This is a genomic window from Sphingomonas sp. RIT328 (genome assembly GCF_000632225.1).
Classification (GTDB): Bacteria; Pseudomonadota; Alphaproteobacteria; order Sphingomonadales; family Sphingomonadaceae; genus Sphingomonas; species Sphingomonas kyungheensis.
This window is the reverse complement of record NZ_JFYV01000001.1, coordinates 325,737-346,322: the sequence shown is the minus strand read 5'-3', so window position 1 is coordinate 346,322 and position 20,586 is coordinate 325,737. Positions and strand designations below refer to the sequence as shown.

General features: G+C 69.2%; 17 protein-coding genes. 14 read left to right on the top strand and 3 right to left on the bottom strand.

What is annotated here, in order from left to right; translation table 11 throughout:
• Nucleotides 1–9: 9 nt before the first annotated feature.
• Complete coding sequence (locus BW41_RS01705) at nt 10–1,125, bottom strand: NAD-dependent epimerase/dehydratase family protein (protein ID WP_037530626.1); 1,116 nt, start codon at nt 1,123–1,125, stop codon at nt 10–12.
• Between the two features lie 217 nt (nt 1,126–1,342).
• Between BW41_RS01705 and BW41_RS01700 the strand changes: the two genes are divergently transcribed.
• The 6 genes from BW41_RS01700 (at nt 1,343) to BW41_RS01675 (ending at nt 7,432) form a co-directional block, all read left to right on the top strand.
• Nucleotides 1,343–1,954: a histidine phosphatase family protein gene (locus BW41_RS01700; RefSeq protein WP_037530624.1), complete on the top strand. Its 612-nt coding sequence runs from the start codon at nt 1,343–1,345 to the stop codon at nt 1,952–1,954.
• Entirely contained in the window at nt 1,951–2,736 is a 786-nt protein-coding gene (locus BW41_RS01695) for a TIGR04290 family methyltransferase (RefSeq protein WP_037530623.1), read from the top strand. Before BW41_RS01700 ends, BW41_RS01695 begins: the two co-directional genes overlap by 4 nt.
• Nucleotides 2,733–3,650 (top strand): glycosyl hydrolase, encoded by a 918-nt coding sequence (locus BW41_RS01690; RefSeq protein WP_037530622.1) that lies wholly within the window; start codon nt 2,733–2,735, stop codon nt 3,648–3,650. Before BW41_RS01695 ends, BW41_RS01690 begins: the two co-directional genes overlap by 4 nt.
• Before the next feature lie 133 nt (nt 3,651–3,783).
• On the top strand, nt 3,784–4,755 hold the full coding sequence (locus BW41_RS01685) for an MDR/zinc-dependent alcohol dehydrogenase-like family protein (RefSeq protein WP_081792828.1): 972 nt from the start codon (nt 3,784–3,786) through the stop codon (nt 4,753–4,755).
• Nucleotides 4,756–4,965: 210 nt separating this feature from the next.
• Nucleotides 4,966–5,943 carry a Gfo/Idh/MocA family protein gene (locus BW41_RS01680; RefSeq protein ID WP_037530621.1) on the top strand — a complete coding sequence of 326 codons (978 nt, stop codon included), beginning with the start codon at nt 4,966–4,968 and terminating at the stop codon, nt 5,941–5,943.
• 19 nt (nt 5,944–5,962) lie between these two features.
• Nucleotides 5,963–7,432, top strand: coding sequence for a phospholipase D-like domain-containing protein (locus tag BW41_RS01675; protein WP_037530620.1), 1,470 nt, complete (start codon nt 5,963–5,965; stop codon nt 7,430–7,432).
• Between the two features lie 33 nt (nt 7,433–7,465).
• Here BW41_RS01675 and BW41_RS01670 read toward each other — a convergent pair whose 3' ends face one another.
• Both BW41_RS01670 and BW41_RS01665 read right to left on the bottom strand, forming a co-directional pair.
• On the bottom strand, nt 7,466–9,886 hold the full coding sequence (locus BW41_RS01670; RefSeq protein WP_037530619.1) for a TonB-dependent receptor: 2,421 nt from the start codon (nt 9,884–9,886) through the stop codon (nt 7,466–7,468).
• A 127-nt stretch (nt 9,887–10,013) separates the two neighbouring features.
• Complete coding sequence (locus tag BW41_RS01665) at nt 10,014–11,636, bottom strand: alkaline phosphatase D family protein (RefSeq protein ID WP_037530617.1); 1,623 nt, start codon at nt 11,634–11,636, stop codon at nt 10,014–10,016.
• 106 nt (nt 11,637–11,742) lie between these two features.
• Here BW41_RS01665 and BW41_RS01660 point away from each other — a divergent pair, with 106 nt between their 5' ends.
• The 8 genes from BW41_RS01660 (at nt 11,743) to BW41_RS01625 (ending at nt 20,586) form a co-directional block, all read left to right on the top strand.
• Nucleotides 11,743–12,198, top strand: coding sequence for a MarR family winged helix-turn-helix transcriptional regulator (locus BW41_RS01660; protein ID WP_037530616.1), 456 nt, complete (start codon nt 11,743–11,745; stop codon nt 12,196–12,198).
• Nucleotides 12,199–12,207: 9 nt separating this feature from the next.
• The gene (locus tag BW41_RS01655; protein ID WP_037530615.1) at nt 12,208–14,187 is read left to right on the top strand and encodes an FUSC family protein; all 1,980 of its coding nucleotides are present in this window, start codon (nt 12,208–12,210) and stop codon (nt 14,185–14,187) included.
• Nucleotides 14,184–14,423 carry a DUF1656 domain-containing protein gene (locus BW41_RS01650; protein ID WP_037530614.1) on the top strand — a complete coding sequence of 80 codons (240 nt, stop codon included), beginning with the start codon at nt 14,184–14,186 and terminating at the stop codon, nt 14,421–14,423. The genes BW41_RS01655 and BW41_RS01650 overlap by 4 nt, the downstream gene beginning before the upstream one ends.
• A gap of 7 nt (nt 14,424–14,430) precedes the next feature.
• Nucleotides 14,431–15,330 (top strand): efflux RND transporter periplasmic adaptor subunit, encoded by a 900-nt coding sequence (locus tag BW41_RS01645; protein WP_037530612.1) that lies wholly within the window; start codon nt 14,431–14,433, stop codon nt 15,328–15,330.
• Nucleotides 15,327–16,751 (top strand): efflux transporter outer membrane subunit, encoded by a 1,425-nt coding sequence (locus BW41_RS01640; RefSeq protein WP_037530611.1) that lies wholly within the window; start codon nt 15,327–15,329, stop codon nt 16,749–16,751. Before BW41_RS01645 ends, BW41_RS01640 begins: the two co-directional genes overlap by 4 nt.
• 66 nt (nt 16,752–16,817) lie before the next feature.
• Entirely contained in the window at nt 16,818–17,693 is an 876-nt protein-coding gene (locus BW41_RS01635; RefSeq protein ID WP_037530610.1) for an SDR family oxidoreductase, read from the top strand.
• Nucleotides 17,694–17,824: 131 nt separating this feature from the next.
• The gene (locus BW41_RS01630; protein WP_037530609.1) at nt 17,825–18,994 is read left to right on the top strand and encodes an acyl-CoA dehydrogenase family protein; all 1,170 of its coding nucleotides are present in this window, start codon (nt 17,825–17,827) and stop codon (nt 18,992–18,994) included.
• Nucleotides 18,991–20,586, top strand: coding sequence for a carboxyl transferase domain-containing protein (locus tag BW41_RS01625; RefSeq protein ID WP_037530608.1), 1,596 nt, complete (start codon nt 18,991–18,993; stop codon nt 20,584–20,586). Before BW41_RS01630 ends, BW41_RS01625 begins: the two co-directional genes overlap by 4 nt.

The window sequence follows — 20,586 nt, the reverse complement described above, 5'->3', positions numbered from 1 at the left end:
GACCGGCCGTCATGCGACCAGCCCCCGCTGTTCGAGCTCCGCCCGCGCCTGCGCGACATTGTCCTCGGCGCGCTGTTCGCCGACCCATTCGGCGAGTTCGGCGAGCCCTTCGATAAAATCCTGTCGCGCGGTGAAGCCGAGCCGGCGTTCGGCGAGGCTGGTGTCGCAGAAGCAATGGCGGATGTCGCCGATCCGCGCCTTGCCAACGATCTCCGGGCGGATGTCGTTCTTGTTCATCGCCTTGGCCAGCGCCTCGGCGACCTGCGTCACCGACCGGTCCTGGCCCGAACCGATGTTGAACGTCTCGCCGACCGCCTCGGGCAACACTAGGGCATCGGCGAAGGCGCGCGCCACGTCGCTGACGTGGACGAAGTCGCGGCGCTGCTCGCCGTCCTCGAAGATCATCGGCTGCTGGCCGTTGAGCAGGCGCGAGGCGAAGATCGCCAGTACGCCGGTATAGGGGTTGGACAGCGCCTGACCCGGACCATAGACGTTGAACAGGCGCAGGCAGACCCCCTCGATCCCATAGGGCTTGGCCATGATATGGGTGGTGCGCTCCTGCACATATTTGTTGAGCGCGTAGATTGAGGCGAGGCTCGGCCGCTTCCATTCCGGCGTTGCGATCGGGGTCAGCGGGCGGCCCTGCGCGTCGGTCGGGTCCCAGTTCGCCATGCCGTCGCGCACCGCGCCGCGCTCGGCGTCCTCGATCGTACGGCCGTCGGCGTCGCGATACAGGCCCTCGCCGTAGATCGACATCGACGAGGCGGTGACGACGCGCCGCACCGGCTGGTCGATCAGTTTCTCGAACAGCACCGCGGTGCCGACATCGTTGGTCGAGGTATAGCGCTCGACCTCGTACATCGACTGGCCGACACCGACTTCGGCGGCGAGGTGGATGACGCTGTCGACGCCGTCGAGCGCGCGGGTCACGGCGGCACCGTCGCGCACGTCGCCGCGGATCAGCTCGATGTCGTCAGAGAGCAGCGGCGGCCGGTCGACCTCGCCGTGCACCTGCGGAATGAGACTGTCGAGAACGCGCACGTGATTGCCGCGGCGCAGCAATTCTTCTCCAACGAAGCGGCCTATGAAGCCCGCCCCACCCGTGATCAATACCGTTTCGGTCATAGTCTATTGATCCGGATCAACGACACCACCGCTGTATTGCTGTCTTTTCTGTTCATCCGCCGACCCGCCCCCAATTGGCGATTATTCGCTACGTTTGTGGAACGAAGGTTCTTCTTCTTTGTTCCTACGGGGTTATGCGGTAATCTCGTTAACCGAGATCAATCCGTTGTTGGGGATGACCGGGCGGCATGGGGGATGGCGGCGGAATGGCGGGACAGTGACGGCGACCTTTCTCCTGATCCGCCACGCGGCCCATATCGATCTCGACCAGCGGCTGTCGGGTCGTCGCGCCGGTGTACCGCTGAGCGAGGCCGGACGCGCGCAGGCGGCGGCGCTCGGCCGCGGCCTGGCAGCGCGACGCGCGGACATGCCGATCGAGCGGATCCTGTGCAGCCCCCTCGAACGCACGCGCGAAACCGCCGCCGCGATCGCCGCCGCCTGTGGCCTGCCGGCGCCCGAACCGATTGACGCGCTCACCGAAATCGACCTCGGCGACTGGACGGGCATCGCCTTCGCCGATCTCGGCGGACCGGACTGGCAGGCGTGGAACGATCATCGCGACACCGCCCGCGTCCCCGGCGGCGAGACGATGGCGGAGGCGCAGGCGCGGATCGTCGGCTATATCACCACCGCCGCGACGCAGCAGGACGGCGCGCATATCGCGCTGGTCAGCCATTCCGACATGATCCGCGGCGCGGTCGCCTTCGCGCTCGGCCTGCCGCTCGACCGGCTGCTCCGCTTCGACGTCGGCCCCGCCTCGGTCAGCCGCATCGTCGTCGGCGACTGGGGCGCCAGGCTCATCAGCCTCAACGAACAGGTCGCTGCATGACACCCGAAACGCTGCAAGCCGAGGTCGATCGCCTCGCCCCCTGGTTTCACAACATCGACCTCGGCCACGGCATCCACACCGCGCCCGATCATTTCCTCGGCGACTATCCCCGCTTCAAGTACCGGCGCTTCGCCGATGCGCTGCCCGCCGACCTCACCGGCCGGTCGGTGCTCGACATCGGCTGCAACGCCGGTTTCTATTCGGTCGAGATGAAGCGGCGCGGCGCCGCGCGGGTCGTCGGCATCGACAGCGACGAACGCTATCTGGACCAGGCACGGCTGGCGAGCGCGGCACTCGGCCAGGAGGGGATCGAGTTCCGCAACCTCTCCGTCTATGACGTCGCCGCGCTTGGCGAGCGATTCGATCTCGTCATCTTCATGGGCGTGCTCTACCATCTGCGCCACCCGTTGCTCGCGCTCGACCTGATCCGCGAGCATGTCGCCGGCGACCTGATGCTGTTCCAGACGATGCAGCAAGGTTCGACCGAGATCGCCCCGGTGCCGGAGGACCATCCCTTCTTCGTCCCCGGCACGCACACGCCTCCGCCGCTGTTCGACGAACCCGGCTATCCGAAGCTGCACTTCATCGAGCAGCGCTTTGCCGGAGACTGGACCAACTGGTGGGCGCCCAATGCCGCGGGAAGCGCGGCGATGTTGCGCGCGGCGGGCTTCCGGATCGAGCAGCAGCCGGAGGCCGAAGTCTATCTGTGCCGCATCGCCGCCGTCCCCTATCAGGCATACGGACCGGCCGCGGTCTATCCGGCGAAAGGGAGGCAGGCATGATCGAAGCCGCGATGATCTGGAACGAGCCCAACAACAAGTCGCATTGGGATGTCGAGGTCGATCCCGACTGGTCGATCTTCGCCGATACGGTGATCCGCGCCGGACAGGCGATCCATGCGGTCAACCCGGCGGTGACGCGCGTGCTCGGCGGGATGAGCCCGATCGATCCCGACTGGGTGCGGCGGATGCGCGGCTACGGCGCACTCGACGCGGTCGACGTCGTCGCGGTGCACGGCTTTCCGCTCGACTGGAACCTGTGGCCGATCCACGCCTGGCCCGACAAGATCGCCGAGATCGAGGCGGTGGTGCCCGACAAGCCGATCTGGGCGACCGAGGTCGGCGTCGGCAGCTTCGGCGCGGAAGAGGTGCAGCAATTCGGCGTGCGCCGCACCGCCGAGCTGCTGCTCGACCGCGTGCCGCGCGTCTTCTGGTATTCGCTGTTCGACCTGCCGCAGAGCTGGGGCGCGACGACGCGGCACCGCGAGGCGGAAGGGTCGAGCTATTACCGCCACTTCTACATGGGCCTGATCCGCGAGGACGGCACGGCCAAGCCCGGCCTCGACGATTATGCCGCGGTCGCCGACCGGATGGGCCTGATGCAATGGTTCCATTATCAGGACCCGCGGCTCGACGAGGCGGTGGCGTGGATGAAGCGGCTCGGCACCAAGCGGCTGCGCACCGGCCTCAGCTGGGCGGACAGCTTCCGCCCGGACGCGATCGACTGGTTCGACCGGCAGATGGAGGCGCTCGCCGATTTCGACGTGACGGTGACCTTCTGCTTCACGCCCGAGCATCTCGGCGTCCAGCCGCATCACAGCAGCGCGGCGCGCGACCCGCAGCAATTCGCCGATTTCTGCGCCTGGATGATCGACCGCTATGCGCCGGCGCGCCCCTCCGCCGTGGCGGCGGAATGAGCGTCGCGCGCGGCGGCGGCGCGATCGCGCTCCGCGTTCGCTCGGCCGGGCGATATTGCCATGCAGCGTCGACGCCATGCCGGGCTCGTTCATGAAGGATAGATCGTTGCAGAACCAATTGGGTGCAGAGCGCATGCCAGCGGCCGTGCTGACCGCGCCGGGGCAGATCACGCTGACCGAGGCGCCGCTGCCGCAGCCCGGCCCCGGCGAAGTCCGGCTCAAGCTCGAAGGCTGCGGCGTCTGCGCCTCGAACCTCGAGCCCTGGGCGGGTCTGCCGTGGCTGACCTATCCGGGCGAGCCGGGCGGGCTCGGCCACGAAGGCTGGGGCCGGATCGACGCGCTCGGCGCGGGCGTCAGCGGATTGGCGGTCGGAGACCGGGTCGCGGCGCTCTCCTATCGCAGCTTCGCCGGCTATGACGTCGCGCCGGCCGACCGGGTCGCGCCGCTGCCCGCCGCACTCGACGGGCAGCCCTTTCCGGGCGAGCCGCTCGGCTGCGCGTTCAACATCTTCCGCCGCAGCGACATCCGTGCCGGACAGACGGTGGCGATCATCGGCATCGGCTTTCTCGGCGCGGTGCTGACCAAGCTCGCGAGCGATGCCGGCGCACGCGTCATCGCCATCTCACGCCGGCAGGAAAGCCTCGACCTCGCCCGCCATTACGGCGCCGCCGAGACGATCGTGATGGACGATCACTGGCGGATCATCGAAACGGTCAAGGCGCTCACCCCCGGTGACGACGGCGAACCGCGATTGTGCGAGCGGGTGATCGAGGCGGTCGGCAAACCCTGGCCGCTCGACCTCGCCACCGCGCTGATCGGCTTCGGCGGGCGACTGGTCGTCGCCGGCTATCACCAGGACGGGCCGCGCCAGGTCAACATGCAGGAATGGAACTGGAAGGGCATCGACGTGGTCAACGCGCACGAGCGCGATCCGGCGGTACAGATGCAGGGTCTGCGCGAGGCGATCGACGCGGTGGCGAGCGCGCGGTTCGATCCGACGCCGCTCTACACGCATCGCTATCCGCTGGGGCAATTGGCCGAGGCACTGGATGCGACGCGCGACAAGCCGGCCGGCTTCGTCAAGGCGCTGGTGGAACTGCAATAGCAATCCTCCCCGGCACGGGGAGGGGGACCAGCGCAGCTGGTGGAGGGGGGCCTCCACAAACGATATCGCTTGCGGCGAGCCCCCTCCACCACCGCTACGCGGCGGTCCCCGGCATCGGGTTGGATCGTCCCCCGGACGATCCTTGAGCATGCGGGGCATGCTCAAGCCGCTGGCCCCGTCCCGGGGAGAAATTACGTACAAGGACGGGTGATGACTAAGCCACGCGTGGGATTTCTGGGGACAGGATGGATCGGCCGCCATCGCATGGCGGCGATGGCCGAGACGGGCGCGATCGAGGTCGCGGCGATCTGCGACCCGTCCGCGGACTGCGTCGCCGAGGCCCGCGCCGTCGCGACCGAGGCCGCGGTGGTCGAGTCACTCGACGCGATGCTGTCGCTCGGGCTCGACGGAGTGGTGATCGCGACGCCCTCGGCGCTGCATGCCGATCAGGCGATCACCGCTTTGTCCGCCGGCACGTCGGTGTTCTGCCAGAAGCCGCTCGGCCGTTCCGCCGTTGAGGCGCAGGCGGTGATCGACGCGGCGCGCGCCGCCGACCGGCTGCTCGGCGTAGACCTGTCCTACCGCCATACCGAGGCGATGCGCGCGATCGCCGGCCTCGTCCGCGACGGTACGCTCGGCGACGTCTTCGCGATCGATCTCACCTTCCACAACGCCTACGGACCAGGCAAGCCGTGGTTCTTCGATGCGGCGCAGTCCGGCGGCGGCTGCGTCATCGACCTCGGCGTCCACCTCGTCGACCTCGCCTTGTGGACGCTCGATTTCCCGCCGGTATCGGACGTGACGGCGCAGCTGCGTGCCGGCGGCAGGCCGCTCGCCCCCGGCGGTGTCGAGGATTATGCCGTCGCGCAGTTCACCGCGGGCACGGCCATCGTTCGCCTCGCCTGTTCGTGGAATCTCCACGCCGGCCGCGACGCGGTGATCGAGGCGGCCTTCTACGGCAGCCGCGGCGGGGCGGCGCTGCGCAACGTCGATGGCTCCTTCTATGACTTCACGGCGCAGCATTTCGCCGGTACGCACGCGACCACGCTGACCACGCCGCCCGATGCCTGGGGTGCGCGGTCGGCTGCCGTTTGGGCGGAGCAGCTCGCTGCCTCGCCCGCATTCGATCCTGCCGCGGCCCGGTTCGCGCGCAGCGCCGAGGTGCTCGATCGCATCTACGGCCGATAGGAAGGACAGACGCAGGCCTATGGGCGATTCAGGCACCGACCGATCCGGGTTGCTCGCATGCGACCGCAACGTCTGGCGTATCGCCCACGCCGACCGCCTGTCGGTGATCGTCGACGCAGACCGCTATTTCGGCGTCGCGCGCGAGGCCTTCCTGCAAGCCAAGCGGCGGATCATGCTGGTCGGCTGGGACTTTGACGCGCGAATCCGGCTGGTCGGCAGCACGGTCAGCACCGAAGGGCCGGAAACGGTCGGCGACTTCCTCTACTGGCTGGTCGAGCGCAATCCCGAGCTGGAACTCTATCTGCTGCGCTGGGATGTCGGCGCGCTCAAATCGGTGCTGCGCGGCAAGACGATGTTCACCGTGCTCAAATGGGCGCGCCACCCGCGCATCCACGTCAAGCTCGATCACCATCACCCGACCGCCTCGTCGCACCATCAGAAGATCGTCTCGATCGACGATTGCCTCGCCTTTTGCGGCGGCATCGACATGACCGCCGAACGCTGGGACACGCGCGCCCATCGTGACGACGATCCGGGTCGCAAGCTGCCCGGCGGCAAGCCCTACAAGCCGTGGCATGACGCGACCACCGCCATCACCGGCAAGGCCGCCGCCGCGCTCGCCGAATTGTGCCGTGCGCGCTGGCAGCTCGCGACCGGCGCGAGCCTGCCGGCGGTCGAGGTCGCGGGGAGCTGCTGGCCGCCGTCGCTCGACACGATGTTCGAGGACGTCGATCTCGGCATCGCGCGCAGCCAGCCCGAGATGCCCGATTCGCCCGCGGTGACCGAGGTCGAGGCGCTGTTCCTCGACCAGATCCGTTCGGCCAAACGCCATATCTATTGCGAAAGCCAGTATTTCGCCTCGCGTCGCATCGCCGAGGCGATCGCCGCGCGGCTCGACGAAGTGGACGGGCCGGAGATCGTCATCGTCAACCCGCTCACCGCGCAAGGCTGGCTCGAACCGCTGGCGATGGACACCGCGCGCGCGCGGCTGGTCGAGACGCTGCGGCGGCGCGACACCCACGGGCGGCTGCGCCTCTACCATCCCTTCACGCGCGGCGGCACCGCGATATACTGCCACGCCAAGATCACCATTATCGACGACCAGCAGTTGCGCGTCGGCTCCGCCAACATCAACAACCGCTCGTTGCGCCTCGATACCGAATGCGACGTGATCCTCGACGCGGCGCGCCATCCCGATGCCGGGCTCGAAGCCAAGATCCTCGCGGTGCGCAGCGACCTGATCGCCGAGCATCTCGACGTGCCCGCCGAACGCGTCGACCAGTTGCTCGAACAGACCGGCTCGCTGATCGAGACGATCGAGCGATTGCGCGGTCCCGGCCGCTCGCTGCGGCCCTATAGCGTGCCCGACCTCGACGGGCTGGAGGAATGGCTCGCCGACAATGAGGTACTCGACCCCGAGGGGCCGGGTGAGATGTTCGAGGCGGTCGCGCACCGCGGCCTGTTCCGCGGTCGCCTCCGCCGGTCGTGAGGCGGAGGCCGCAGCCCCCGCCCCGCCGCCCGGTCAGAAGCCGCCGGAGAGCGTGAAGAACGCCATCCGCGGCGGCTGCGCGTAGGTGTTGTAGGTCTTCGTGATCCCCACCCCGCCGATCTCATAGATGCCGCGACGCGCGGTCAGGTTGGTGATGTTGACCGCGAAGCGCAGGTTGTGCAGCCCGGCGATGCGATCCTTCGGCAGCGTATAGGTCGCCTGGAGATTGAGCAGGAACCGCCCCGGCACCGACTGGTCGTTGGTATAGGTGGCGAAGCGGCGACCGACGTAATCGCCGATCACTTGCGTCTCGAACGGCCCGTCGGCGAGTGTCAGCACCGTCTTGTTGAGCCAGCCCGCGACGTTCGGCACGTCCTTGCCCGCGGTGCGGATGATGCTGCTGCCGCTGGTATAATCATCGGCATAGCGCGACCGGTTGTAGGACAGCGCATTGTACAGCGACACCGCCGGCCCGAAGCGCAGCGTCGCCGCCGCGTCGATGCCGTTGGTGCGCACCGCGCCGACGTTCTGGAGGATGCTCGCACCGCCGAGCACCGATCCGATCACCTGCGTCGAGCTGATCTGCAACAGGCGGTTGCTGAAATCGACGTGATAGGCGCTGACCTGCGCCTCGATCGCGGTGAGCGGGCCGGCCTGAACCCGCCGCCGGGTGCGGACGCCGGCCTCATAGGTCCAGGCGCTCTCCGGCTGGGTATTGGCCTTGATCGCTTCAAACAGGTCCTGGCTGCCGACGTTATAGGGCGACAGGCCGGCGGCGATCGACGCCTGGAACTGGCGGACGTTCTGCTGGATATGGCCGAACACCTGATCGTCGGCGGTCACGTCCCACACCGCGCCGATCGCCGGCAGGAACCATTTGCGCGTGTTGAGCTTGCCTTCCGGGTAGCGGGTCGACGCGCCGCCGGGCAGCGGCATCGCGTTGGGCAGCGGCTGGGTCGGGACGCGGCCGTCGGAGAATTGCAGGCTCGACTTAAATCCGGCCTCGACCGCAAGATTGGGGGTGACGTGCCAGCGGTCCTGCAGATGCAGCTGCACCACGTCATAGCTGACGACGCTGGCATATTGCGTCAGCTTGCGCAGCGCGGGATCGGCCCATTCATAGGGCGACGGCGGCGCGGCATCGACCGGCACCGCATACCAGCGGCGGAAGATTGTGTTGCGGTTATGCTCATACCAGCCGCCGAGGCCGATCTCGTGGTCGCCCGCGGTGATCGCCAGCGACGAGAGCCAGCCCCGGCGGTCGATGCCATATTCGGTGGTGCGCAGCGCATAACCCGAACCGCCGAACACCGACTTCAGGTTCTGGCCGGGGAAATAGACGGCGAACAGCCCCGGCAGCCCCGCCGCCGACACTGGCCCGACGATCTGCCCCTGCCCTTCGTCATGATGACCATAGACCTGATTGGAGAAGGTCACCGCGTCGCTGAAGCGATAATCGTATTTGACGTAGAACAGATAATCGGTGCGCTGCGCATCGCCGTAATAATTGCTGTAGTTATTGGGGTTGTTGGCCGGCGGCTTGCCGTTGGCATCGACATAGGCGAGCGCGGCCTGCCAGTCCGGATAGAGGACGGTGCGGAAATAGGGCTCGATCCCGCCGGCATTGTGCGCGACCGAATCCTGATTGGGCTCCGCCTTGTCGGACAGCGCCGCATAGCCGGTCAGCGTGCCATGCTCGCCCTTGTGGACGAATTTGGCATTGCCCTGCCAGCCGCCCTGGTTGGCGCGAAATTCCCAGGCGCGCGCCTTCTGGCGGACGATCGACAGATAGCCGCTGTTGGTGCCGCCGAGCGCCTCCGCCGCGCCGCTGTCGATGCGCAGATAGGTTCGCTGCGCGTCATAGCTGCCGAGCGTCTGCGCGAAGCGGACGCCGGCGCGGGCGGCAGGGGCGCTGGTATAGGTCTCCAGCCCGCCGCCGAGATTGCTCGCCGAGGCGGTGGCGAGGTCGGCGGCGCCCGAGGTCAGCCGGACCGAGCCGACATCCTCGCTGATCACCGCACGCTGCGGCGAGAGGCCGTTGTAATTGCCGTAGGACTGGTCGCCGAGCGGCACCCCGTCGAGCGTGAAGCCGAGCTGGTTCTGGTTGAAGCCGTGGACGATCAGCGAGATGTTCTGCTCGTTATTCCCCCACGGATCGGCGGTTTCGAACTGGACGCCGGGCAGCGTCTGGATCGCCTTCACCGGATTGACGCCGGGCAGCACCTTCTGGATCTCGGCGCCGTCGAGCGTCACCGCCGATCGCGTCGTCCGCGTCGCGGTGACGACGACGACGCCGTTGGCATCGTCCTCCTGCGGCGCAGGGGTCGCGGCGGCCGGTTCAGCTGCGGCAGCCGCCTGTGCCGCCGCAGCCGAAGCCTGACCGAGCGTGGCCAGCGAAACGGCCAGCAGCAAAGCGCCGCGGCGCCGATGCACCGCGTTGAACATCCGTGACATAATGATCCCCAAATCCGCCGCATCACCGCGGCGTGATCGGGGCCGTTACGGACGCTATGTGACGTTTCCCGGTAGGATTGATTGCGCTACCAAGTCGAACGCCAAAGTGTTGCGGCAAACCGGCGTTTCACGCCATGACGTGGCGATCGCGCAACACCGTGGCGCGGTGGCCGGGCGCGGCACGCGGCGTGCGCGTCTTGATCCCGTCGACCATGATCCAGTCGTTGGTGACGCGATCGGCGGCGACCGTCATCGCCATATAGCCGCGCCGCGACGTGTCGCACCATTTCAGCTCCGGGTTGACGCGGACCAGCGCGGCGGCGACGCGCGCCGGATCGGTCTTGAGGCTGCTCTCGAACCCCGGCGAGGTGACGCTATGCCCGGCGAACTCGACCGCGGCGGGGCGGCCGTCCTGCGCGAGATCATAGGCCCAGGCGTTGTGGCTGTCGCCGGAGATCACCACGGTATTGCCGCCAAGCTGCTGCACCGACCTGAGGAAGCGCGCGCGGGCGGCGGGATAGCCGCCCCAATTGTCGTAATTGAACGGCAGGCCGAGCTGCCCCGCGACGACGCCGGCGTGGACATAGCCCTGCGCCGCCGGCGTCATGTCGGCGAGCCATCGCTCCGTCTCCGCCGGCATCACCGTCGCGCCCATGATCGTGCCGAAGCCGACGATCTGCCACGGCCGGCCGCTGCGCACCGAGGCGCGCATCGCATGCGCGAGCCACACCTCCTGCTGGCTGCCCATCATCGTCGCAGCCGGGTCCTGCCATGCGCCGTCGCGGAACGCCTTGAGCGCCGTTGCCGGATCGGCGGCGCGGAACAGCGGCGCGATATCAGGCTGGCGCGTGCGCGCGAGCAGCCGCGTCTCGGTGCGGAACAGCGTCGCGAGGCCGCCGATATCATAGGCCCGCCACGGCTCGTCGGACACCGGCATCCATTCGCGATAGGCCTGGATCGAGGCGGCACGGCGGGCGTTCCAATCGCCTTCGGTGGCGGGATCGTGGTTCTCGGCGCCGCCCTCCCAGCTGTCGTTGGCGCTCTCGTGATCGTCCCACTGGACGATCATCGGCATCGCCGCGTGCAGCGCCTGGAGATCGGGATCGGCGCGATAGCTGCCGTAGCGCAGCCGGTAATCGGCGAGGTGGATCGTCTCGGCGAGCGGCGCTGGCGTGCGGCCGGGCACCGCGTCGGCGGGCAGCGGATAATGCGCCGGCGCATATTCGTAGAAATAGTCGCCGAGGTGGATGGCGCAGTCGAAATCGCCCTGGGCGACCGCATGCGCATAAGCATTGAACCAGCCGAAGCCGATATTCGAGCAGGAGAAGATCGCCGCGCGCCACGGCGTCATGCCGTCTTCGGGCAGGGTCGCGGTCCGGCCGACCGGCGAGCGGCTGCCGTCGGGGGCGACGAAGCGGTAATGATAGCGGCGGCCGGGCTGCAAGCCGTCGACGGTGATCTTGGCGGTATGATCGCGCCACGGTCCGGTGATCTGCGCGCCGCCGGCGACGACGCGCGCGAAATCCGGCGTCTCGGCGACCTCGACGCGCAATTCGACCGCGCCGCCGTCGGCGGGGACGTAGCGCGTCCACAGCAGCATCGAATCGGCGGCGGGCTCGCCGCTCGCCACCGCATGGGTGAAGCCGCGCGCCGCGCCCATCGCCTGCACGGCGAACGCGCCGCCCGGCAAGGCGGTCGCGCCCAGTCCGATCATCGCGGTCTTGATCAGCAGGCGGCGGTCGAGAATCATGGCGGGCTCCTCCAAAGTCTCACCGCCATGCCGCGCGATTGTGAAAGCCGCGCGACGCCGACGGTTTTCGGTTGCAGATGATTAGTTACCTAACTATCTAGCAGCCGTGACCTCCCCCACCCCTGCCCAGATGCGCGCTTTCTCCGCCCACCTCGTCCCGCTCGGCCGGCGCTACCGACGGGCGCTCGACAACGGGCTCGCCGGCCTGTCGCTGTCGCATACGCCGGCGCTGGCGGTGATGCTGATCGGCCGCGCCAGGGAAGGCCTGCGCCAGGGCGCGCTCGCCGACCAGCTCGGGGTCGAGGCGCCGTCGGTGGTGCCGCTGATCGACCAGCTCGAACGCAGCGGCTTCGTCGAGCGGCGCGTCGACAGCACCGACAAGCGCGCGCGGCTGCTCCACCTCACCCCGGCCGGGACGACGCTCGCCGCGCAGGTCGAGGAACGCACCGCCGAGATCCGCCAGACGCTGCTCGCCTGTATCGAGGCGGAGGAGCTCGTCATCGCGACGCGCGTGCTCGACCGGCTGCACGCGACGATGGCGCGTCTCGACGCGCAGGGCTGAGCAACGACGATGCGGATCGGCCTGCGCGAGACGGTGTTCTCCGCCAATTGCTTCGCCGCGGCGATGCTGGCGCTATTCGTCTCCTTCTCGCTCGGGCTGGAGCGGCCGTTCTGGGCGATGGCGACCGTCTATATCACCAGCCAGCCCCTCAGTGGCGCGGTGCGGTCGAAGGCGGTGTTCCGGCTGATCGGCACGATCGTCGGCGGCAGCGTCGCGGTGCTGCTGGTGCCGGCGCTGGTCGACGCGCCGCTGCTGCTGTCGCTGGCGCTCGCCGGCTGGGTCGCGCTGTGCCAGTTCGTCTCGCTGCTCGATCGCACGCCGCGCTCCTACGTCTTCATGCTCGCGGGCTATACGGCCGCGCTGATCGGCTTCCCGTCGGTGACGCATCCGGAGATGATCTTCGACACCGCGATCCTGCGCGTGCAGGAGATCGGCATCGGCGTGCTCAGCGCCGCGATCATCCATGCCGTCGTCTGGCCACGCAGCGTCGGCCAAGTGTTCGGCGCGCGCGTCCGCGTCGTGCTTGGTGAAGCGGAGCAGTGGATCGGCGACGTGCTCGCCCCCGTCCCCGCATCCGGCACCGCCCGCGCGCGGCGCAAGCTCGCCGGCGATATCACCGACCTTCACGTCACCGCGACGCACATTCCGTTCGATACCGCCCGGCTGCGCCCGACCCGCGCGGTGCTGACCGCGATGCAGGACCGGCTCGTGCTGCTGATCCCGCTCGTCTCGGCAATCGAGGACCGCTGGCGCCAGTTGCGCGAGCAGACGCCCATGGAGGTCGCCGCGGCGGTCGCGTCGATGCGTGACTGGGTGAGCGACCCTGCCCTCCCCGCCGAACCCGTGCTCGCCGAATTGCACGCCGCCCGCACGGCGGCGGACACCACGAACTGGCGCGACCTGCTCGCGCTCAACCTGCTCGCCCGGCTCGAGGAGCTGGTGCTGGCACTGGGCGAGACCCGTGCGCTCGCCGCCGCGGTGGCGCAGCCGGGCAGCCGCCCGCCGGTGTCCGTGGCGAGCGTCACCCGCCCGCTGCACCGCGATTATGGTCTCGCGGCGCTGTCGGCCTTCGCGACGTTGCTCTGCGTACTCGGCTGCTGCCTGTTCTGGATCGCCACCGGCTGGCCGGAGGGCGCGGTGGCGGCGATGATCGCGGCGGTGGTCTGCTGCTTCTTCGCGACGCTCGACGATCCGGTGCCGGCGCAGCGCGGCTTCCTGATCTGGACGATCGCCTCGCTGCCGCTCGCCGCACTCTATCTCTTCGCGATCCTGCCGGCGATCGACGGTTTTGCAATGCTGACGCTGGCGATGGCGCCGCCGCTGCTCGCCATGGGGGCGGTGATGGCGCTGCCGAGCTGGTACGGTCGGATGGTGCCGATGCTGATCGGCTTCGCCGGCGGCCTCGCGCTCACCAATCGCTTCACCGTCGATGCGGCGAGCTTCTTCAACGGCAATGTCGCGCAGGTCATCGGCATCGCCGCGGCGATGATGACGACGCGGCTGGTGCGCAGCATCGGCGCGGGCACCGCGATCCGCCGCCTGCGCCGCGCCGGCTGGCGCGACCTCGCGCAGCTCGCCGAACGCCCGGTCGACACCGCCGCGGGGCAGGTCACCGCGTGGCGCAGCCGCATGCTCGACCGCGTCGGCCTGCTCGCCAGCCGCATCGGCGAGGTCGAGGACGAGGAGCGCGACGCCGCCGCGGCGACGCTGCGCGAATTGCGCGTCGGGCTCAGCATCGCGCAGATCGCGCCGCTCGCCGATCAGGCGCCGTTGCGCAGCGCGCTCGCCCGGCACTTCCGCGATCTTGCCCGCGGCGACGAGGCGACGCCGTCGGCGGAGCTTCTGGCGCAGATCGACGAGGCGCTGGCGGCGGGCCAGGCCATCGCCGATCCGGCGCAGCGGCGCGACGCGATGGTCAATCTCGTCGGCCTGCGCCGCAACGTCTTTCCGGCGGCGAACGACTGGCAGGATGCGAGGGCGGCGGCATGACCGGCGACATCGATATCGCCGGGGTCTTCGTCCACCCGCTGCTGCTCGCCGCGATCCTCGCCTTCGCCGCTGCCGAGCTGATCGGCTGGGCGCTCGCCCGCGCGCACCTCTATCGTTTCGTCTGGCATCGCGGCCTGTTCGACGTCGCGCTGACCGTCATCCTGTGGGCCGGCATCGCCGGCCTGATCACCGGCGGCGACCCCGCCAGCCTGCTCGGCCCGAGCCCGTTCGGCTAGAAAGCTTATGACCCTCCATCCTTCGTTGCGCGTCACCTCACGGATCGGCGTCACCCTCGCCCTCGTCCTGCTCGCGGTCGTCGCCGGCCGCCGGCTCTGGGACCATTACGAGACCGAGCCGTGGACGCGCGACGGCCGCGTCCGCGCGGATATCGTCCAGGTCACGCCCGACGTCTCCGGCCTCGTCACCGAGGTGCTCGTCCGCGACAACCAGCCGGTCGCGGCGGGAACGCCGCTGTTCCGCGTCGACCGGCCGCGCTACCGGCTGGCGGTGGCGCAGGCGGAAACGGCGGTCGCGGCGCAGCGCGTGCTGCTTGCGCAGGCACGGCGCGAGGCGCAGCGCAACCGCACGCTCGGCGACCTCGTCGCCGGCGAGGTGCGCGAGCAGGGCGACGCCAAGGTCGCGCAGCTCGCCACCGCCTTGTCGCAGGCGCAGATCGCGCTCGCTACCGCGCGGCTCAACCTCGCCCGGACCGAGGTGCGGGCGAGCGTCGCCGGTACGGTCAGCAACCTCGACCTGCGGCCCGGCGACTATGCCACCGCCGGTCATCCGGAATTCGCGATCATCGACCGCGGCTCGCTGCATATCATCGGCTATTTCGAAGAGACCAAGCTGCCGCGCGTCCATGTCGGTGACCCGGTGCGGGTGCGGCTGATGGGCGACGATCAGGCAATCACCGGCCATGTCCAGAGCATCGCCGGCGGTATCGAGGATCGCGACCGCAGCGCCGGCGCCAATCTGCTCGCCAACGTCAATCCGACCTTCAGCTGGGTGCGGCTCGCGCAGCGCATCCCGGTGCGGGTGGCGATCGACCGGCTGCCGCGCGGCGCGATGCTCGTCGTCGGCCGCACCGCGACGGTCGAGGTGATGCCGCGGACGCCAAACGACAAGGGGGCGACGGCATGACCCGCCGCCTCGGCCTCGCCGCCGCCACCGCCGCACTGCTCGCCGGCTGCTCCACCGCCGGCCCCGACTATCACCGGCCTGCGGCGGCGGTGATCGACCGTCCGGCCGCGGCGGCGCCGTTCGTCGGCGGCAACGAGGCCGCTTTTGCCGCGCTGGCGCCGGTGCCCGATCGCTGGTGGCAGCTCTACCGCGATCCGCTGCTCGACCGGCTGGTCGAACAGGCGCTCGCCGCCAACACCGATCTGCGCGTCGCCACCGCCAATATCGCGCGGGCGCAGGCCTCGCTCGACGTCGCCGAGGATGGCCGCCGCGTGCAGACTGCGTTGCAGGCGGCGCCCGGCTACGGCCAGCGTTCGGCCGAGGAGGAATTGCGGCCCGGCGCCGCGCTGCCGCGGTCATTCGTCTATGCGGCGAGCGCGGGCATTTCCTACCAGCTCGACCTCGCCGGGCAGGTGCGCCGCGCGATCGAGGCCGCCGATGCGGATGTCGCCGCGACGCGCGCCGCCTATGACAGCGTCCGCATCACCGTCGCCGCGGATACGACGCGCGCCTATCTCGATGCCTGCGCCTCGGCGCGCGAGATCGCCGTCGCGCAGCGCGCGCTCGACCTGCAACGGCGGACGACGCAATTGACGCAGCGGCTGGTGCGCGCCGGGCGCAGCGGTTCGCTCGACGCGACCCGTTCGACCGCGCAGGAGGCGCAGGTCCGCGCGACGCTGCCCGGCTTGCAGGCGACGCAGCGCCTCGCGCTCTACCGGCTCGCGACGCTGACCGGCCGCCCGCCCGCCGAGTTCGACCGCGACGTCGCCGCCTGCACCGGCGAGCCGCATCTCGACCGGCCGATCCCGATCGGCGACGGTGCCGCCTTGCTCCGCCGCCGCCCTGACGTGCGCCGCGCCGAATGGGAGCTGCGTGCCGCCACCGCCCGGATCGGCGTCGCCACCGCCGACCTCTATCCGCGCATCGCGCTCGGCGCGTCGATCGGCTCCGTCGGCCTCGCCGAGAACGCCTTCGGCAGCGACACCTACAAATTCTCGCTGGGGCCGCTGATCAGCTGGCAATTCCCCAACCGCACGCGGGTGCGCGCGCGGATCGCCGCGGCGCAGGCCGACAGCGACGCCGCTTACGCACGTTTCGACGGCGCGGTGCTCACCGCGCTGCGCGAGACGGAAAGCGGCCTCACCGTCTACGCCCGCGACCTCGACCGCGTCGCCGCCCTGCGCGATGCCAGCCGTCAGGCGGGCAAAGCGGCACGCGATGCCGAGACGCTGTTCCGCGCGGGGCGGACCGGCTTCCTGCCGGTGCTCGACGCGCAGCGCACCGCGATCGGCGCCGACCAGACGCTCGCCGCGGCGGAAAGCCGGCTCGCCGGCGATCAGGTGCAGCTGTTCCTCGCGCTCGGCGGCGGCTGGCAGGCGTGATCATGCGGCGGAGCGATCCGCCGCCTGCGTCGTTCCTGTCACGCCCCCTTTCGGACAGGACATGCCATGACCGACGATCCCCGCACCAGCGCGCCGACCGAATTCCCGAACGAACCCGAACAGCCGCGCCCCGGCCTCGAAGACAAGATGCGCACCCGCCCCGATCATGGCGAGGACAGCTATCGCGGCAAGGGCCTGCTCGACGGCCGCGTCGCGCTGATCACCGGCGGCGACTCCGGCATCGGCAAGGCGGTGGCGATCGCTTATGCGCGTGAAGGCGCCGACGTCGCCATCTCCTACCTCGCCGACGAGCAGGTCGATGCCGAGGACACCAAATCGTGGGTCGAGAAGGCGGGCAGGCGCTGCCTGCTGCTGCCCGGCGACATCCGCAGCGTCGCGCAATGCAACGCGCTGGTCGAGCGCACCGTCGGCGAGCTCGGCAAGCTCGACATCCTCGTCAACAACGCCGCCGCGCAGACGATGAACGAGGATCTCGCCAGTATCGACGATGCAGAGATGGAGGGCGCCTTCGCCGCCAACGTCTTCGCGATGATCCGCCTCGCCAAGGCCGCCGCGCCACACCTCAAGCCGGGATCGGCGATCGTCAACACGACGAGCATCCAGGCCAAGGTCGCGACCGAGAATATGATCGTCTATGCCACCACCAAGGGAGCGATCGCCAGCCTGACAATCGGCCTGTCGAACCTGCTCGCACCCAAGGGCATCCGCGTCAACGCGGTCGCACCGGGGCCGGTGTGGACGCCGATCCAGCCGATCGCCAAACCGACCGACGAATTGAAGACGCTCGGCCAGTCGACCCCGCTCGGCCGCGCCGGCCAGCCCGGCGAACTCGCCCCCGCCTATGTCCTGCTCGCCTCGGCGGAGGGAAGCTACATGACCGGCGCGGTGGTGCCGGTGACCGGCGGCGGGCCGATGTACTAGTCCCGCTGACGCGGAATGTTGCGAGAGGCGGCGGCGGCAGGCGTGATAGCGCGCCTTGCCGCCGCTGACTTTGAAATTTCCATCCTCGGTCCGAATGCCTAAAAGACCAGCAAAACATGTTGGAGAGCAGGATGGCTGAGCTGGATTTCGCCCTGGGCGAGATGGCCGATACGATTCGTGAGACGACGCGCCGCTTCGCGCTCGACCGGATCGCGCCGATCGCTGCCGCGGTCGATGCCGAGGATCGCTTCGCACGCGAACTGTGGCCCGAGATGGGTGCGCTCGGCCTGCACGGCATCACCGTCGAGGAAGCGGACGGCGGGCTCGGCCTCGGCTATCTCGAACATCTCGTCGCCTGCGAGGAGATCAGCCGCGTTTCCGCCGCGATCGGGCTCAGTTACGGCGCGCATTCCAATCTCTGCGTCAACCAGATCCGCCGCTGGGGCAATGCCGAGCAGAAGGCGAAGTATCTGCCCAAGCTCATCTCCGGCGACCATGTCGGCAGCCTCGCCATGTCGGAGGCGGGCGCGGGATCGGACGTCGTGTCGATGAAGCTGCGCGCCGACAAGGTCGATGGCGGCTGGCGGCTCAACGGCACCAAATTCTGGATCACCAACGCCGCTTATGCGGATACGCTGGTCGTCTACGCCAAGACGATCCCCGACGGCGGGTCGAAGGGCATCACCGCCTTCCTGATCGAGAAGGACTTCGCCGGCTTTTCCATCGGGCAGAAGATCGACAAGGTCGGCATGCGCGGCTCGCCCACCGCCGAACTGGTGTTCGACGATTGTTTCGTGCCCGACGCGCAGGTGATGGGGCCGCTCAATGGCGGCGTGAAGGTGCTGATGTCGGGACTCGATTACGAGCGCGTCGTGCTATCGGGCATCCAGCTCGGCATCATGCAGGCGTGCCTCGACGTCGTATTGCCCTATGTCCGCGAACGCCGGCAGTTCGGCCGGCCGATCGGCGAGTTCCAGCTGATGCAGGCCAAGGTCGCCGACATGTATGTCGCGCTCAACGCGGCGCGCGCCTATGTCTATGCCGTCGCCAAGGCGTGCGACGCGGGGCAGACGACGCGCTTCGACGCGGCGGGCTGCATCCTGCTCGCCTCGGAAAGCGCGGTGAAGGTGGCCGGCGAGGCGATCCAGGCGCTGGGCGGCGCGGGCTATACCAAGGACTGGCCGGTCGAACGCTATTGGCGCGACGCCAAGTTGCTCGACATCGGCGCCGGCACCAACGAGGTCCGCCGCATGCTGATCGGCCGCGAGCTGATCGGTCATGACGCGCCGCGCGCGCAATGACGACCCTGCGTACCGCGATCGACGCGACCTCGGCCGAGTTCACCGCCAACGCCGCGCACAATCGCGCACTCGCCGACACGCTGCGCGACCGGATCGCGGCGAGCGCGCTCGGCGGATCGGAGCAGCATCGCGCCCGCCATGTCGCGCGCGGCAAGCTGCTGCCGCGCGATCGCGTCGAGCGGCTGCTCGATCCCGGCTCGCCGTTCCTCGAGATCGGCGCGCTGGCGGCGAACGGCATGTACGACGATGCCGCGCCCGGCGCCGGGATGATCGCCGGCATCGGCCGCGTCTCGGGCCGCGAATGCCTGATCATCGCCAACGATCCGACGGTGAAGGGCGGCGCCTATTTTCCGATGACGGTCAAGAAGCACCTGCGCGCGCAGGAGATCGCGCGCGAGAACCGCTTGCCGTGCATCTATCTGGTCGATTCGGGCGGCGCCAATCTGCCGCATCAGGCGGAAGTCTTTCCCGACCGCGATCATTTCGGCCGCATCTTCTTCAACCAGGCGCAGATGTCGGCGGAGGGGATCGCGCAGATCGCCTGCGTGATGGGCAGCTGCACCGCCGGCGGCGCCTATGTTCCCGCCATGTCGGACGAGACGGTGATCGTCCGCAACCAGGGCACGATCTTCCTCGCCGGCCCGCCGCTGGTCAAGGCCGCGACCGGCGAGGTGATCTCGGCGGAGGAACTGGGCGGCGCCGAGACGCATGCGCGCAAGTCGGGCGTGGTCGATCACGTCGCGGAGAACGACGAACACGCGCTGCTGATCGTCCGGGACATCGTCGCGACGCTCAACCGGCCCAAGGCGGTCGACATCGAAGTCACCGATCCCCGCCCGCCGCTGCTCGACGCGCAGGACCTCTACGGACTCGTGCCGCAGGACGTGCGCGCGCCCTATGACGTGCATGAGGTGATCGGGCGGATCGTCGACGGCTCCGACTTCCACGAATTCAAGCCACTGTACGGCACCACGCTCGTCTGCGGCTTCGCGCGCATCTGGGGCATGCCGGTGGCGATCCTCGCCAATAACGGCGTGCTCTTCTCGGAGAGCGCGCTCAAGGGCGCGCATTTCATCGAGCTCGCCTGCCAGCGCCGAGTCCCGCTGCTGTTTCTCCAGAATATCTCGGGCTTCATGGTCGGCGGCCGATATGAGGCGGAGGGGATCGCCAAGAACGGCGCCAAGCTCGTCACCGCGGTCGCCACCGCCTCGGTGCCGAAGATCACGTTGTTGATCGGCGGCAGCTTCGGCGCGGGCAATTACGGCATGTGCGGCCGCGCCTATTCGCCGCGCTTCCTGTTCAGCTGGCCCAATGCGCGCATCTCGGTGATGGGCGGCGAACAGGCGGCGAGCGTGCTCGCCACCGTCCACCGCGACGCCGACGGCTGGACGCCCGAACAGGCCGAGGCGTTCAAGGCGCCGATCCGCCAGAAATACGAAGACGAGGGCAATCCCTATTACGCGACCGCGCGGCTGTGGGACGATGGCATCATCGATCCGGTGCAGACGCGCGAGGTGCTCGGCCTCGCTTTCTCCGCGGCGCTCAACGCGCCGATCCCCCAGTCGCCGTCGTTCGGCGTGTTCCGGATGTGA